The organism is Streptomyces sp. NPDC097129 (assembly GCF_055668065.1).
In genome coordinates, this window is sequence record NZ_JBVOQE010000001.1 from 520,642 (window position 1) to 536,061 (window position 15,420).

14 protein-coding genes are annotated in these 15,420 nt (G+C 74.3%); 5 read left to right on the plus strand and 9 right to left on the minus strand.

Translation table 11 applies throughout. The annotated features are described in order from the left end of the window. Positions 1-23 precede the first annotated feature (23 nt). The 5 genes from AC0B9F_RS02340 to AC0B9F_RS02360 form a co-directional block, all read right to left on the minus strand. Positions 24-284 (minus strand): acyl carrier protein, encoded by a 261-nt coding sequence (locus AC0B9F_RS02340; RefSeq protein ID WP_471998984.1) that lies wholly within the window; start codon positions 282-284, stop codon positions 24-26. 38 nt (positions 285-322) lie between these two features. Further along, positions 323-1,159 (minus strand): AfsR/SARP family transcriptional regulator, encoded by an 837-nt coding sequence (locus AC0B9F_RS02345; protein WP_471998337.1) that lies wholly within the window; start codon positions 1,157-1,159, stop codon positions 323-325. 27 nt (positions 1,160-1,186) lie between these two features. After that, complete coding sequence (locus tag AC0B9F_RS02350) at positions 1,187-1,975, minus strand: thioesterase II family protein (protein WP_471998338.1); 789 nt, start codon at positions 1,973-1,975, stop codon at positions 1,187-1,189. A gap of 90 nt (positions 1,976-2,065) precedes the next feature. Continuing rightward, on the minus strand, positions 2,066-2,863 hold the full coding sequence (locus tag AC0B9F_RS02355) for a 4'-phosphopantetheinyl transferase family protein (protein ID WP_471998339.1): 798 nt from the start codon (positions 2,861-2,863) through the stop codon (positions 2,066-2,068). A gap of 141 nt (positions 2,864-3,004) precedes the next feature. Further along, complete coding sequence (locus tag AC0B9F_RS02360) at positions 3,005-4,798, minus strand: acyl-CoA dehydrogenase (RefSeq protein ID WP_471998340.1); 1,794 nt, start codon at positions 4,796-4,798, stop codon at positions 3,005-3,007. A gap of 467 nt (positions 4,799-5,265) precedes the next feature. Here AC0B9F_RS02360 and AC0B9F_RS02365 point away from each other — a divergent pair, with 467 nt between their 5' ends. The 4 genes from AC0B9F_RS02365 to AC0B9F_RS02380 all read left to right on the plus strand — a co-directional run bounded on the left by AC0B9F_RS02365 (position 5,266) and on the right by AC0B9F_RS02380 (position 9,739). Beyond that, positions 5,266-5,886, plus strand: a complete 621-nt coding sequence (locus AC0B9F_RS02365; protein ID WP_471998341.1) for an antibiotic biosynthesis monooxygenase — start codon at positions 5,266-5,268, stop codon at positions 5,884-5,886. A 489-nt stretch (positions 5,887-6,375) separates the two neighbouring features. Continuing rightward, positions 6,376-6,579: an acyl-CoA carboxylase epsilon subunit gene (locus AC0B9F_RS02370; protein WP_471998342.1), complete on the plus strand. Its 204-nt coding sequence runs from the start codon at positions 6,376-6,378 to the stop codon at positions 6,577-6,579. 129 nt (positions 6,580-6,708) lie between these two features. Next, a complete protein-coding gene (locus AC0B9F_RS02375; RefSeq protein WP_471998343.1) occupies positions 6,709-8,445 on the plus strand; it encodes a fatty acyl-AMP ligase in 1,737 nt (578 codons plus the stop codon). 58 nt (positions 8,446-8,503) lie between these two features. Further along, on the plus strand, positions 8,504-9,739 hold the full coding sequence (locus AC0B9F_RS02380) for an acyltransferase domain-containing protein (RefSeq protein WP_471998344.1): 1,236 nt from the start codon (positions 8,504-8,506) through the stop codon (positions 9,737-9,739). 77 nt (positions 9,740-9,816) lie between these two features. Here AC0B9F_RS02380 and AC0B9F_RS02385 read toward each other — a convergent pair whose 3' ends face one another. From AC0B9F_RS02385 to AC0B9F_RS02400, 4 genes are all read right to left on the minus strand, one after another. Further along, complete coding sequence (locus AC0B9F_RS02385) at positions 9,817-10,425, minus strand: response regulator transcription factor (protein ID WP_471998985.1); 609 nt, start codon at positions 10,423-10,425, stop codon at positions 9,817-9,819. A gap of 32 nt (positions 10,426-10,457) precedes the next feature. Next, positions 10,458-11,696, minus strand: coding sequence for a sensor histidine kinase (locus AC0B9F_RS02390; RefSeq protein ID WP_471998345.1), 1,239 nt, complete (start codon positions 11,694-11,696; stop codon positions 10,458-10,460). Positions 11,697-11,886: 190 nt separating this feature from the next. After that, entirely contained in the window at positions 11,887-14,130 is a 2,244-nt protein-coding gene (locus AC0B9F_RS02395; RefSeq protein WP_471998346.1) for a TOMM precursor leader peptide-binding protein, read from the minus strand. Next, positions 14,127-14,306: a hypothetical protein gene (locus AC0B9F_RS02400; protein ID WP_471998347.1), complete on the minus strand. Its 180-nt coding sequence runs from the start codon at positions 14,304-14,306 to the stop codon at positions 14,127-14,129. The genes AC0B9F_RS02395 and AC0B9F_RS02400 overlap by 4 nt, the downstream gene beginning before the upstream one ends. Before the next feature lie 308 nt (positions 14,307-14,614). Here AC0B9F_RS02400 and AC0B9F_RS02405 point away from each other — a divergent pair, with 308 nt between their 5' ends. Beyond that, a complete protein-coding gene (locus tag AC0B9F_RS02405) occupies positions 14,615-15,409 on the plus strand; it encodes an AfsR/SARP family transcriptional regulator (RefSeq protein WP_471998348.1) in 795 nt (264 codons plus the stop codon). The last annotated feature ends 11 nt before the right edge of the window (positions 15,410-15,420 follow it).

The window sequence follows — 15,420 nt, forward strand, 5'->3', positions numbered from 1 at the left end:
GGGGACGTGGTGGCCCGGTGCGGTCACCTGACCGCTCCGGCCCGCGGCGCCGTGCTGATCATCTGGAGCAGCATCCGCGGGGTCTCGGCCTCCATGACGGCGTCGTCGTCCAGCACGATGCCGTACGTGCGGTTGATCACGCTCGTGACCTGGAGCAGGGCGAGGGAGTCGTAGCCGAACTCCAGGAACGGGGTGTCGAGGGCCTCCTCGCCCTCCAGGGCCATGCCCTCCTCGGGGGCGCCGACGCATTCGAGCAGGAGCTCTCCGAGCGCGGACAGGTTCATGTCGGTCACGATGCTTCCTCTCGCTTTCCTTGACGGGGTCAGTTGGCCCTCGCCAGCTGCGGGCCCGCGGAGCCCACCGGGGCCACTTCGAGCTGCGGCGAGGAGTCGAGCACCGCACGGTGCAGATGCTCGACGCTCGGTGAGGGATCGAGTCCGAGGCTCTGGTTCAGGCAGCGGCGCAGGTGCCGGTAGACGGCCAGGGCGTCGCTGCGGCGCCCGACCCGGTACAGCGCGAGCATCAGCTGCTCGTGCACCGCCTCGTGCAGCGGATGACGGGCGGCGAGCCCGGACAGCTCACCGACGAGCTCATGATGGCGGCCCAGCCTCAGGTCTGCCTCGATCCGGCGCTGAAGCACGCTCATCCGCGACTCGTCGAGCCGGGTGGCGTCCACCTCCAGCAGGGGCCCGCACTGGACGTCCGCGAGCGCGCGGCCGTGCCACAGGGACAGCGCCCGGCCGAAGTACGAGGACGCCTCCAGCCAGTCGCCCCGGTGCAGGGCCCGGTGCCCGGCCGAGGACAGCGCGTCGAACTCGTGGGCGTCCAGCAGGCCGCCGTGGATGTCGAGCCGGTACCCGCCGGGCTCGGTGACGAGGATGCTCTTGGGCCCGTTCGGCAGGCCGGCGCCCTCGCCGGCGCCGGCGCCGAGCGCGGCCGCGATGGCGTTGCGTATCTGCAGGATGTACGTCTGCAGGGTGGTCTGCACACTGCGCGGGGGGTTCTCCCCCCACACCTCCTCCACCAGCGAGGCGACCGACACCACCTCGTCCGCCTGCAGGGCGAGCAGTGCGAAGACCTTGCGCGGTTTGACGGCGGTGAGGTGCACGGGCACCCCGGAAAGGGTGGCCCGGAACGGGCCGAGGACACTGATGTCCATGCGCGGATCTCCTTCGGGTTGCGTGGGTCAGCCGGCCTGGTGCGGCGCCGCGTCGGGCCGCGCCGCCCCAGGTCCTGTTGTGGACCGCAGGGCCTCCCCGACCTCGCGGGGCACGTCACGGCCTCGTACGAAGAAGTGCGTGCCGCGGACGGTCCGCAGCCGGAACCGGGCCGTGGTGCACTGCTGCCAGGCGTGCGTCTCGGGAACCGAGACCAGCGGATCGACCTCGCCCGCGTAGGCGTCGAGGGGGCATGGCAGCGCGGTCACGGGCGCGGACCGCAGGTTCTGCGCGAGCAGCAGATCGGCGCGCAGGGTGGCGAGTGTGCCGGCGAGCCAGCCGATCCGGTTGCGCAGCGGTGCGGGGATGCTGTGCTGGTCGCCCAGGGACAGGATCAGTTCCTCATCGGGCAGTTCGGGGCTGATCAGGGTCTCCAGCAGCGGTGCGGGAAGCTGGGGGGCGGAGCAGGCGCCGACCGAGAGCAGCTGCGGCGGGCGCTGCCCGGCGCGCACCCGGTGCTCGGCGAACCGGTAGGCGACCAGCGCCCCGAGGCTGTGCCCGTAGAACGCGTGCGGTTCGTCGAGCAGCGGGCCCAGATCGCTCTGCAGCTCCTCGACCAGCCGCGTGCCGTCGGTGATCCGCTCCTCGCGCCGCCGGGTCTCGCGGCCCGGCAGCCGCACCGGGAGCACGGACACGCCCTCTCCGATACGGCGCTGCCATCCGGCGAAGGTCATGGCGCCGCCGCCGGCATGGTGGAAGCAGAACAGCCGGACACCGTCCCTGCCGGGCGCCGGCCGGACCGCGAGATAGCGCTGCACCCGAAATCCCCCTTCGTTGCCGCACCGTTTCGCCGCACCTTTTCGGTCAGATGCGCGATCCGAGCGTCACCGCAGGGCCTCGGTCACCGCTCAACTGGCGCTGGAGCGCGGGTCGCGGAGCACGGGGAGCAACAGCCCGTCACCTCGCTCCTGCCGGTCGCCGAAACCGGAGTCGTAGACGGCGGCGCTGACGGTGTAGGCGTCGTCGACCAGCCAGCTGTGGAACGACCACTCCTGGCCGGTGCCCGGCGTGCCGTCGGGGCGCAGCATGCGGACCCGGGCGTCGCGCGGCCCGAAACCGAACTCGGTGAACCGGAACCGCAGTCCCTGACCGATCGCCTTGCTGTAGGCCTCCTTCAGCGTCCACAGCCGCACCAGTTCGCGGTTGCGCCGCTCGAGCGGCACGCGCTCCAGGGCCTGCAGCTCGTACGGGGTGCAGGCGCGCAGTTCGGTGCCCAGCTCCACCATCCGGCGGTCGGCCGGCTCGGTGTCCACCCCGATCCGGCCGAGCCGGGTCAGTCCCACCACCAGCAGCCCCTCGGTGTGGCTGAGGCCGATGTCCAGCTGGTCGATGCCCCGCAGGTAGGGGCGGCCGCCCGGCTTGTACGCCAGCTCCAGCTCCCCGGGCAGGGTGCCCAGCACGGCGCTCGCGGCGGACTTCAGCAGCAGCCGGGAGGCGACGAACCGGTCCCGGTTGCGCGTGACGGGCATCCGCGCCAGGCGGACGTGGTCCGGCCCGAGGTCGGCGGCCAGTTCCGGGGCGTCGAGGTCCGGCGGCAGCCAGTCGTCGACGGCCGCGTGGACCACGCAGGCGCCGTGCTCCGCGAGCGCGCGGCGCACCGGCTCCCACGAGCACCCGGGCCCGCGGTGCCGCAACGGCCGCCTCACGGCGCCTCCTCGGCGGGGTACGGGGATGCGACGGTGCTCATCGGCGTCGTCCCTCCTTCGTCCGGCGCGTCCGGCGCCGTCCGGTGCCGTCCGGGGGCGGCTGCCGTCCGGCCGCGGCGCTCGTCGTGCGAGCGCCGCGGGTCACCGGCCGATCGCCGTCGCGTACAGGTCGTAGCTGCGGGCGTCGTCGAAGCGGTGCAGCAGTTCCGCGAGCATCCGGTCCTCGGCCGGCGCGGGTACCCGCTCCGCCGACTTGTCGAGCCGGCGGGCGATCCGGGCGAGTGTGGTGGCCGCCCACGCCGGCTCGGCGAGGAAGCCGCCGGCCGGGCGGTGGTGCCACACGCCGAGGCAGGCGGCCGCGGCGACGATCAGCGCGTAGCGGTCGGCGAGCGCGTAGGCGCGGGGGCTGACCGGCCGGCCGACGGGGCGGGCGGCGAGGCCGGCGCAGGCCTCGCGCAGCGCGTGCAGCTGGGCCACCAGCACCGCGGACGCCTGGGCCAGCGGACCGGCGAACTCGCCGGCCGCCGCGGCGCCGGCCTGCCGTGCCCAGCCCTCGAACAGGCCCAGCAGCGAGTCCCGGTCGGGGGCGGACTCGCTCATCTCCGGCCGCCAAGGCGGCAGCCCCGCCTCGAACGGCCGGAACAGCGGGGCGAGTTCCGCGGTGGTCTTTGGCGCGCCGAGGGAGGGCAGCCGCAGCAGCTGGGCGACGAGCACGGTCCTGCTGGCCGAGGCGCCCGCGCTGCCCAGACCGATCATCGGCAGGTCGCGGGCGGTCTTGGCGAACATGCCGTAACTGCCGCCGGTGGCGTAGGCCTCGGCGCCCAGCACGATCGACAGGTCGTCCATCGCCTCGGTGAGGACCGTCGGCAGCAGGTACTTCGCGACGGCGCCCAGGGTCCGGCACTCCCGGGGCAGCAGGTGGACCGCCCGGGTGGCGACCAGCGACAGGCAGTCGCACACCAGCAGGTCGGCGAAGGCGTTCACCAGGGCGCCGCGGGTGCGGGAGGAGCGCAGGGAGGCCGGGCTGCGCAGACGGCGTGAGCGGGCGAAGGCGGTGGTGGTGCGCAGCGCGGTGTCGGCGCAGCCCACCGCCATGGACAGGCCGGCGCTGCGGGTCAGCGGGAAGACGAGGTCGGCCAGCCGGGTTCCTTCGCCCGCCGGTCCGATCAGCCGGCGGGCGTCCAGTGGGTGGCCGTCGAAGGCGAGGCCACGGATGTCGCAGCCGCGCACGCCGACGGTGGGGCGGCGGGGCAGCAGCCGGATAGCCCGGCCTTCGGGGTGGGCCGGGCCCGGGGTGAGGAAGGCGCTCGGCCCGTCCGGGGTGTGCGCGAACAGCACCAGCGCGCCGGCCCGGGCGGCGTTGTTCAGTGCCTCCTTGCGGCCGCTGAGGCGGTAGCCGTCGCCGTCCGGCTCCGCGGTCAGCCGGTTGCGCAGGAAGTCGTTGCCCTGCGGCGGCTCGGGATAGACGCAGGCCATCCGGCCGCCGGTGAGCAGCAGGCCGGCGGTGTCCCGGCGCTGGTGGGGGGTGCCGCCCGCCCAGACGACCGCCGCGGCCAGATACGAGGTCAGGCCGTAGCCGAGGCCCAGTGCCGCGTCGCGCCGGAATACCACGCGCAGCACCCGGGCCAGCGCGTCCAGCCGGTCGAGTCTGCCGCCCAGTTCCCGGGGCACGAACTCGGCGTTCAGCCCGAAGGAGTCCAGCAGCCGCTCGGCGGCCGGCAGCGGCTGCCGGCGTTCGTCGGCGGCCAGGAACTGCTGGGCGCCCAGCGGGTTGCCGGGGTCGTCGAGGTCCGCGAAGTGGTGTTCCAGCAGGGCGATGCGTTCCTGCAGGGCGGCTTCCGAGGCGTCCACCGTGCTCAGCGCGTCCACCGCGTTCACCATGCTCACCGCGTTCACCGCGTTCACCGTGGTCACCGTGTTCACCGCGCTCGTCATGGCGTCCCTCCGTCCTGGTCCCGGCGCCCGCCGCCCGCTGCTCGACCGGCACGGCTCAAGACGCGCTCAAGGTCGTCGGGTCAGACTCGGTGACATCGCTTCCGCCAGCGCCGGACCCCGGGTGCTGCGGCCGCGGTGCCGGTGCGGTGTCGTACCGGTACTGCTGCCAGAACGGGGCCTGGTCCGCCGGCAGCCACATGGATCCATAGACCACCAGTGAGTTCCATACCGACCGTGCCAGACGCCCGAGTACGACGCGAGCGATGCTGCTGTCGCTGTTTCCGCTGACGGGCATGGTGTGCCGTCCCTTCTCCGATCGGGAAGGTCCACGGTCACCGCGACGGCTCGGCACATCCTCGAGGAACTCTCGTGCGCGCGGGCCCGAACCCGCACTCGAGCGGCGCTCGAGCGCGGTGTGGTCGAATGTCCGGAACTGTGCATGCCGGGACGGGGAGGGGGGCTGCGCGGTGTCCCAGCACGATCGCAATCCGGAACTGGCCGTGGTCGGACGCTACTCGGCCACGGTGGCTCCCGGGGTGTTCGAACGTGAACTCCTCGCGTACGCCCGGCACCGCGAGTCCCGCCGGGGGTTCGTCTCCCGGGTGACGGCCGCGCTGACCGGGCGTGAAGGTGAGTACGTGCATCTCGAGCGGTGGGCCGGCCTGGACCGTCTGGTACGGGCGGTGCACCGCGACCCGGCGGCGCCCGCCCGTCCGCGCGGGCTCGCGGCGGGCGCCGGAGCGGAGGCGGACGTACTGGTCAGCGTGGGCCGGATGGCCCTCGACGGCACCGAGACCGAGGCCGCCCGGCTGGTGTTCGTCCGGGCCGTGGGGGCGGACGATCCGGAACGGTTCGAACTGGCCTTCGGCTCCCTGGTAGCCCGGTGCCTGCCCGAGGAGGGTTTCGGCGGCAGCGATCTGCTGCGCTCGGTGGCCGATCCGTCCGTCTACACGGGGCTCCTGTGGTGGCGGGACACGGAGGCCGGCGAACGGGTGCACGCGAGCGCGACGTACCGCAACAGCCGCGCCCGGTTGGCGGCGACGGCCCACGTCACGGAGGAACCGGCCCGCCCCCTCACCGAGTCCTGACACGCCCCACCGGCACGGCGAGGGGCACCTGCCTGCGACCCCGTCCCGTGGGGGCGGTCCCCACCATGGGGCCCGGCCTTGCGGGAGGCACCGCCCGGGGCTCAGCCCCCGCCGGGAGTTCACCGCCCCGCCCGAGGGACTCGCCTGCCCGACCGACACCACCCACGGGCCCTGATCCCCGCGCCGCGCGACCCGCGCGCACCCCGGCCCTCCGCGCCCCACCTCGCGCACCGCGGCCCGGCCCGGCGCACCGCGGCCCGGCCCGGGCACCGCGCCCCACCTCGCACACCGCGGCCCGGCCCGCCGCACCACCCACCGCCCCCCGCGCACCGGCCGGGGCCCCGCCCCGCGCCCGGCCCGATGCCCCACCCCCGGCCCGATGCCCCGCGCCCACTCCCCCGCCTCGGCCGCGACGCGGCCCCCCTCACCCCACCCCCCACACCCACGTCCCCCGAGTGTTTCTCGAGCAGGTGGCCGCAGCATCGGCGCATGGACGAACCCATCGAGACGCAGGCGGTCTTCACCGTCGTGCGCGGTCGCCCGGAGCCGGCCGAACTCGCCGCGCTGGCCGCCGTCCTGCTGGCCAGGCTGCGGGCGCGGCAGGAGGCGGACGCGGCGGACGTCACGCCGGCGCGCGCCCCGTGGCACGCGCCGCGCCGGCGCCCCCGGGTCGGCTGGGCGGCGCCGCGCTGATCCTCCCCGGCCCCGGGTGGCCCAGCCGCGGTCGAGCGCGCTTCAAGAAGGCCTGCATACCGTTCCGTCGCGGTGGAACAGGCGCCGACGCCAGGGCGTCCGCGTCCGTACGACACGCAGGGGGCCGGAATGAGCGACTACCGCACGTTCACCGAACTGATGATCGACAGAGTCGAGCGGACGCCCGAGCGCACCGCTCTGCTCCTTCTGCCGGACAGCGACGAACGCGGTCGTCCCGCCCCGGTCTCGTACCGCACGCTCGACGACCGGGCCCGCCGGCTGGCCTCCCGGCTGTGCGCCGACGGCGTCACCGGGGAGCCGGTGCTGCTGCTGCACGCCTCCCGGAGCCAGTTCGCGGTGTCGTTCCTGGCGTGTCTGTACGCCGGCGCCGTCGCCGTGCCGGTGCCGCCGTACGGCGGCCGCAGTCACCACGAGGAGCGGGTGGCCGGCATCGTCCGGCAGACCTCCCCGCGGGCCGTGCTCACCGACGCGGCGCTCGCCCCGGACGTCTCCCGCCTGCTGGCCCGGCACGGCCACGGTTCTCTGCCCTGTCTGGCCGCCGACGCGATCTGCGGACCGGACACCGGGCGGCTGCCGGAGCTCGGCCCGGACACGGTGGCCTATCTGCAGTTCTCCTCCGGCTCCACCGGCAGCCCGCACGGCGTGGTGGTCACCCACGCCAATCTGCTCGCCAACCAGGAGGCGCTGGCCGCCCTGCTGGGCGCCGGCCCGAAGTCCCGGATCGGCGGCTGGCTGCCGTTCCACCACGACATGGGCCTGGTCGGCCAGTTGCTGCATCCGCTGTGGCTGGGCGCGACCTCGGTGATGCTGTCGCCGGAGTCCTTCGTGCGCCGCCCGGTGCGCTGGCTGGAGGCGATCGGGCGGTACGGCATCGAGGTGAGCGGCGCCCCGGACTTCGCGTACGACCTGTGCGTGCGGCGGGTCACCGACGAGGAACGGGCGGCCCTCGACCTGTCCGGCTGGCGCGTCGCGGTCTCCGGCGGGGAGCCGGTGCGCTCCGAGACCCGGCGCGCCTTCCTGGAGCGGTTCGCGGGCGTGGGGCTGCGCGCGGAGGCGATGCACGCGGCGTACGGCCTGGCGGAGGCGACGCTGCTGGTGTGCGGCGGCCCTGCCGGGGACGGTGAGCGGACGGTGGACGCCGAGGCCCTCCAGCAGGGCCGGCTGAGCGAGCCGCGGCCCGGGCGGCCGGCGCACACCCTCGTGCCGTGCGGCACGGTGGAGCGGGCGGCCGGCCGGGTGCTGATCGTGGACCCGGAGACCCGCGAGGTGCTGCCCGAGGGGATGGTCGGCGAGATATGGGTCGGCGGTCCGGGCGTGGCCCCCGGCTACTGGCGCGACCGCCCGGCGAGCGCCGAGCACTTCGGCGCCGCGACGGCCGACGGGACCGGCGGCCTGCTGCGCACCGGCGACCTGGGCGCGGTGGACGGCGGACGGCTCTACGTCACCGGCCGGCTCAAGGACGTGATCGTGGTCGCGGGCCGCAATCTCTACCCGCAGGACCTGGAGCGCACCGTCCAGCGCGTCAGCTCGCTGTTCGGCACCGGGTCCGCCTTCTCCGTGCCCGGGGAGCGCGAACGGGTCGTCCTCGTCCAGGAGTTGCGCACCCATCAGCGCTACGCCCTCGACCTGGAGGAGCTGGTGACGGACGTGCGCCGGTGTCTCAGCGAGGAGTTCGAGGTCGCGGTGGCGGGCGTGCTGCTGGTGCGGCCGGGCACCGTCCGGCGCACCTCCAGCGGGAAGGTGGAGCGCTGCGCGATGCGCCGGCTGTTCCTCAGCGGCGGGCTGCGGCCTCTGCACCAGTACCTGGCCGACGACCTGGTGACCGCGGCGGGCCCGCGCCGCTAGCGGCGGGCGACCCCGCCGGGCGACCACCGGTGGGACCACCCTGAGGAAGGGGGAAGACGTGAGCGGAACGGCGCCGCGGGAGCACGACGAGCGGACCTTCGCCGCGTGGCTCGCCGAGCGGATCCGCCGGTACGCGCGGCGGCAGGTCGGCGAGGACGAGCACCTGTCCGTCTGGGGACTCGACTCGGTGTCCCTGCTCAACCTGTTCGGGGACATCGAGGGCGAGTTCGGCCCGCTGTTCGACCCGGCGGACCTCTGGGCCCATCCGACCATCCGCGACCTCGCCCACTACCTGGCGATGCGGCACGGCACGGGCCGGCACTCCGGGCGGGTGAGCGCGGTGTTCGTGTTCACCGGGCAGGGCTGCCAGCACCCCGGGATGACCGCCGGCCTGCACCGGGAGCTGTCCGCCTACCGGCGCCATCTCGGCGCGGCCGACGAGGTGCTCGGACCGCATCTGGGCCGCTCGGTCCGGGAGCTGATCCTCGGCGGGGACGGCGGGGTGCACCAGGCCGCGCTGACCCAGCCGGCGCTGTTCGCCGTCGGCTACGCCCTGGCGATGACCCTGCAGGAGGAGGAAGGGGTGCGTCCGGTGGCCGTGCTGGGGCACGGGACCGGGGAGCTCGCGGCGGCCGTGGTCGCCGGGGCGCTGACCCTGGCCGACGCGGCCCGGCTGGTGTGCCTGCGCGCCGCCGCCCTGCGGGGTCTGCCGTCCGGGGGCGGGATGATGGCGACGTGCGCGACCCCGTACGAGGCGGCGGACGCGCTGGCGGGCGAGCCGCAGGTGTGCATCGGCGCGTACAACGCGGCGCGCGCCACGGTGCTGTCCGGGCCGCTGGAGGGCCTGGAACGGGTGCGGGCCCGGCTCGCGGCGGCCGGCATCTCCAGCACCTTCCTCCAGGTGACCCACGCCTTCCAGTCGCCGCTGATGGAGCCGGTGACGTCCCGGTTCGGGGAGGCGGCGGGGCAGTCGGCGGGCGGGCGGCCCGCGCTGCCGTACTACTCCACGGTGTACGGCCGCGAGTACGGCGAGCCGCTCACCCCGGCGTACTGGACGGCGCAGCTCACCGCACCGGTGCGGTTCGCCGACGCCGTGCGCCGGATGCTCGCGCAGCAGACCCCCAGTCATGTCGTGGAGATCGGTCCCAAGCCGGTGCTCACGCCCTTCCTGCGGCGGATGGCCGGGCCCCGGGGGCCGGTGTGCCTCGCCGTGTGCCGCGGCCCGGGCAGCGACGCGGTGGACCTGGCGGGCGTGCTGTCCAGGCTGAACGCGGGCCCGCTGGCGGAGAGATGAGGTGGTCCACGGACCGGGGCACAGGGGCACGGCCCGGGTGCGCCGGGCGGCCGGGCGGCGCCTCGGGTCAGCAGAGCCTAGGGGATCCAGCCCGCCTCCTCGGCGATGCGGATCGCGTCGATCCGGTTGCGGGCGCGGAGCTTGTCCACGATGGCCGTGAGGTAGTTCCGTACGGTGCCCCGGGTCAGGTAGAGGTGATCCGCGATCTCCGCCGCGTCGGCGCCGCGCGCGGCGAGCCGGAGCACCTGGGTCTCCCGGGGGGAGAGCGGGTTGTCGGGCGCCTCCCAGGCGCTGAGGGCGAGTTCGGGGTCGATGACCCGCTGGCCGGCGGCGACGGAGCGCACCGCCTGGGCCAGCCGGGTCGGCGGGGAGTCCTTGAGCAGGAATCCGGAGACCCGCGCGGCCATCGCCCGCCGCAGCGTCCCGGGCCTGCCCAGGCTGGTGAGGATGAGCGTGCGGCACTCCGGCGCCTTCTCGTGCAGCTCGGCGGCTGCGGTGAGGCCGTCGACGCCGGGCAGGTCGATGTCGATGACGGCGACGTCGGGGCGGGCTTCGAGCGCCGACGAGACGATGAGGTCACCGCGCGCCACGGCGGCGACGACCTGGAGGTCCGGCTCCAGTTCCAGCAGGGCGATCAGCGCGCCGCGGACCATGTGCACGTCCTCCGCGAGCAGGATCTTGATCAACAGCATTGACTCCCCCGATTGTCAGTGTGCGCTCAGACCGCGGGTCTGTCCGCCTCCCCGGCCCAGCCGGCGAGGCCGCCGGCGGCCCGGTGGCCGCGCGGCAGCGGGCAGTCCGCGTCCTCACCCTTCGACGGTCTGAGCGGAGCGACCGCCGTCAGCCGGAACCGGTTCCCGACCACCCCGGCCGTCATCTCCCCGCCGATCGCGGCGAGCCGGGTGCGCAGGTTCCCCAGTCCGCTGCCGCGGTAGGGGGAGTCGGGCCGCTCCGGCGCCGCCACGCCGTCGTTGATCAGATCCAGACGTACCGCCTCCTTCTCCGTCCGGGCCGTGATGGTGCACGACTGCACCTTGCTGTGCCTGAGGATGTTGGTGACGCCCTCACGCAGGGCCGTCGCCAGCACGGTGTCCACCAAGGGGTGCAGACGGCCGCAGTCGATGTCCATCTGCACGTCGACGTCGGCCGCGGCCATCACCTCGGCCACCGACTCGGCCTCCGCCTCCAGCGACATGTCCCGGTAACCGCTGGCCACCAGCCGCACGTCGGCCAGCGCCTGCCGTGCCACGCCGAGCACTGAGGCCACCTCGGTGCAGGCCCGTTCGGGGTTGACCGGAACCAGGCGGTGGATCAGTTCGGTCTTGAGGGTGATGGTGGAGAGGCTGTAGCCGAGCAGGTCGTGCAGGTCCCGCGCGAAGCGCAGCCGCTCCTGGGTGACTGCCATCCTGGCCATCTCGGCCCGGGTGTCGTGCACTTCGCGCACCAGGTCGGTGAGCCGGGTCAGGCCGTAGATGACCAGCCCGGTCAGCGCGGTGGAGACGGCGTAGTAGCCCATCTCCAGTGCCGACACCCCGCCTCTGGCGGACCAGGCGAGGAGGGCCAGCGGGACCGCGCTGTAGCAGGGCCAGGCGATCCGGCCGGGGAGCATGAGGAGAATCGATCCGGCGAGCGGTCCCGCCATGCTTCCCCAGGCGACACCCAGCCACACCATGGGCCCGAAGGTGAGCGCCGCCTGGGTGGCGAGGATGGCCGCCCGGCGCCGGCCGGACCAGCGGCGGGCGCGGGGCGAGGTGAGCAGGATCTGCACCGCGTAGAGCACGACCACGACGACGGTGCATAACACGAGGCCGAGCGCGCTGGACACGCCGTTCTGCACATTGAGCAGGGTGACGACGCCGTATCCCGCGAAGACCACCGTGCTGATGCCCCGGGCGAACCGCGGTGCCAGCAGGTCCCTGTCGCCGCCCCGGCTTCCGCCCTCATCCGGCGCGGCCATGGCCGAGACGCTTCTCCCCGTGCCCGGTGGCGCTCCCTCCGCCAGGTCCGTGGCGCGGATGTGGTCGTTGTCCGAAGTCCGGAAACGGCCCGCCATGTGTCGACTCCTCGCATGGATGTCGGGAGTATGCGTGACCGAACTATAAGCCGACACATGCCGGGTTGGGACCTGTACAGCGCCCTCACCGGATCTACAGCACGAGCGGCACCGGATTGAGTTCGCCGTACGGCGTCGGCCGGTCCAGTTGGCCGAGACGTACCGGTACGTCGTACAGCCGGCCCGGGGCGAGGCGGGCGTAAAAGTGCCGTAGTCCCGGCACCAGGACCTTGACCACCGGAATGCCCACGTCCGGCCGGGTCTGGTCCAGTACCAGCAGCTCCAGACCGTGTGCCGCGACGAGGGAGCGGATGTCCTCGACGTCGTCGAGGAGGTCGTCGTGGCGGGCGCGGGGCCGCCAGGAGGCGGGGGTGCGCGGCGACTGCCCGGGATCGGGCAGCAGATGGGGCTGCCCGGGGGCGCGCGGCGCCGACTCCAGGGCCGCGGGGGGCAGCATCTGGACCATCTCGGTCAGCGCCCGGCGCAGCGCCAGCCGTGGGTCGAAGTGCGCCCCGAAGCCGTAGACGGTGTCCGCGCTCCGCTCGTCACGGGAGGCCGCCATCACGACCGGGATGCCCAGATCGGAGGTGAGGTCGAGGGCCCAGACGCGGCGGCCGGCCCGGCCCAGGGTCTCGCGCAGGCCGGTCAGCCACGGCTCGTCGAAGGCGTCCAGGTCGATGCCGGGCCGCCGCAGCCGGTTGTACCACCACAGGGACACCGCGTCCCGCTCGACGAGTTCCAGGAAGCCCTGCACCACGGCGTCCTCGGTGCTGCTGCCGGCCGCGTTGCCGTTGGAGTCGGCCCACAGCCCGTCCGCGGCGCCGCCGGGTGAACAGTCGAAGTACAGCGTGGAGCTGGGCAGCAGCCGCTGGGCACCGGCGGTGAGTGACCACACCGGCGTCCACTCGGTGGGCCGGTGCGCGTCAAAGGGAGCGCACACGTGGTGGAAGGGGGTGTGCGAGGCGTTCCAGCGGTCCCGGTCGGCGTACTGCCGCTCGTGGAACAGCTGATAGGTGTTGGGGTGGACGGCGGCCTCGCCGAGACCGGCCAGGGAGTCGGTGATGGTCAGCTCGTCGCCCTGACGCGTCGCGCAGTAACGTTCCACCGCCTCGCACAGGGCGCTGGCCCGCGCCTCGGCCGAGGTCACCCCCTTGCCGGAACTGCGCGCGCGCAGCACCCGGTGCATCCCGTCCGCGGAGTGCCCGCGCAGGGCGAGGTTGTGGCCGGAGTCGTAGGCGTGCAGCCCCTCGGGAAGGCCCGCCATGGGCCGTACGGCCGTCACGACGCCGGTGACCGGCCCGATCAGATGGCCGTACCGCCGCAGCATCTGCTCCGCGGACAGCGCCCGGTCGTTGCTGCCCGACGCCCCGGCCTTGGGCCGCGAGACCGGCACCACCGGGCGCCGGGTCCGCTCGGCGACCAGCGAGGGGTCCCCGCAGTCCGGGCACTGCGGGCGCCGGTGCACCGGATGGTGGGCGGTGCGCAGGGTGAGGCTGTCCAGCACGCACACCGCCCCCTGCTGTGGACTGCGCAGCCCCGCGAGCCACTTGGCGGCCTCCAGGACCGCGCTGTGCAGCCCCATGGCCCGTACGGCGGCCAGCGAGGGCCCCGGGAGGACGGCGGGCCGGTCCAGGCCAAGGGCCTGCTGCACCGTCAGCTCACCGCGGCGGTGCTCGCGCAACCGGTGCGCCAGACAGCTCCAGCACGCGCCGTCCGCCTCCGGTTCGAAGACCGGGCCGGTCCACGGATCGGCCGCGAAGGGCCTGGCCAGCAGCCACGGGCGGCGCTGAGCCCGTAACCGTGCGGCCACAGAGGCCAGTTGGGGGGCGAGGTAGTCCTCGCACAGGACGAGGGCGAAATCGGCGGCGGCGTCCTCGGCGACCGCGGTGACACCGGAGGCGCGGCAGGCGGACCGGGCCGCGTCGGTGTCCACGTCGCCGACGCCGATCACCGCCACCGGCCGGTCGCGCACCTCGCTCTCGGCGAGGGCGCCGTCCAGTCCGGCGCGGTCCCAGTAGGCCTGCGCCGAGCCGCGCTCGGCGCCGGCGGACGGGCGGGACACGTCGTGGCGGTACCCCACGAGGTTGGCCTCGGCCAGCTGGCGCACCACCCGGCCCGCCACCTCGGCCGGCATGGCGGCCGCGGCCTCCCGCAGCAGTTCGGGCAGGGTACGGCTGCCGTCGAGCAGCCCCAGCAGGGCTTCCGCGCCGGCGCCCCGCACCGTGGTCACGTCCTGGTCGGACCACACGAACACGGCCTCTCCCGGGACCGACGCGGCCCGCACATGGCGCTTGAGCGCCACGAACGGGCCGCGGGCCGGGCTCTGTCCCTCTCTCACGCACCCGCCCGGGTGCCGAGCACGGAGGATATGCACATGCACCAGCCGGCGCGCACGGCGTCGGCCCGGGTCAGGCTCTCCACGAGGATCTCCCCGCTTGCCCCGCCGGCCGGCCCGGAGTCCTGGGACCGGGTCTCGGCCTGTGTGAGACGAAGGATGTCTTCGGTGATGTTCATGTGTACCCCCTGTGAAAAGAACCGACTGGGCGGTCGATGGCGCGGTACACACACAGCGAACCGCGTCGCGCGCCCGGGAACCCTCCGCGCCGAAGCGGAATCCGCCGCGGCGTCTGGGTCGAGAGTCTGCGACCGGAATTCCAGGCTCCGGCAGTGCGCCACTCATCGGGGGACCATGACATTTTCATGAGGGGGGTCGTGCACCCGTCACTGGGCCGTCGGCGGCCGCGGTGCGAGTCTCATGAGCCGGACTCCGATCGGGCCGTCACGGGAACGCCGGCGGCCGTGGGCCAAGGGGGAGAACGCTGATGGAGATCCAGATCCTGGGGTCGCTCGCCGCGCAGGAACGCGGCGTGTCGGTCGTGCCGAGCGCCGCCAAGCCCCGCCAATTGCTGGCTCTGCTCGCCCTGCACGCCGACCGGGTGGTGTCGGTGCCGACGCTGATGGAGGAGATCTGGGGCGAGAGCATTCCCCGCAGTGCCTCCACCACGTTGCAGACGTACATCCTGCAGCTGCGCCGCCGCCTCACCGCCGCCCTGGAGGGCGACCCGCTGCGCGACGCCAAGGACATCCTGGTCACGCGCTTCGGCGGCTATCTGCTCCACGTGGAACCCGGCCGGGTCGACGCCCACGAGTTCGAGCGGCTCGCCCTGGCCGGCGGCACCGCCTTCGAGATCGGCGACCACCGCGCCGCCTCCGACCTGCTGCGCCGCGCGCTCGCCCTGTGGCAGGGGCCGGCCCTCGTCGACGTACCCACCGGGCCGGTGCTGGAGCTGGAGATACTGCGGCTGAACGAGGAGCGCACGACCGCGCTGGAACGGCGCATCGAGGCCGACCTGCGGCTCGGCCGGCACTCCGAAGTGGTGCCCGAGCTGCGGGTACTGGCCGCACGCCATCCCCTCCACGAGGGCTTCTGTGCCCAGTTGATGCGCGCCCTGCACCGCACCGGCGGCAGCTGGCGCGCCCTGGAGGCCTACCAGCGCCTGCGCTGCTCACTGGTCAGCGAGCTGGGCCTCGAACCCTCCGCGCCTCTGCAGGATCTCCACCAGGCGGTACTCGCCGGCAACGCGGACCTCGCCCTCCACCCGGCAGCGGGCGCCTGAACCGGCGGGGT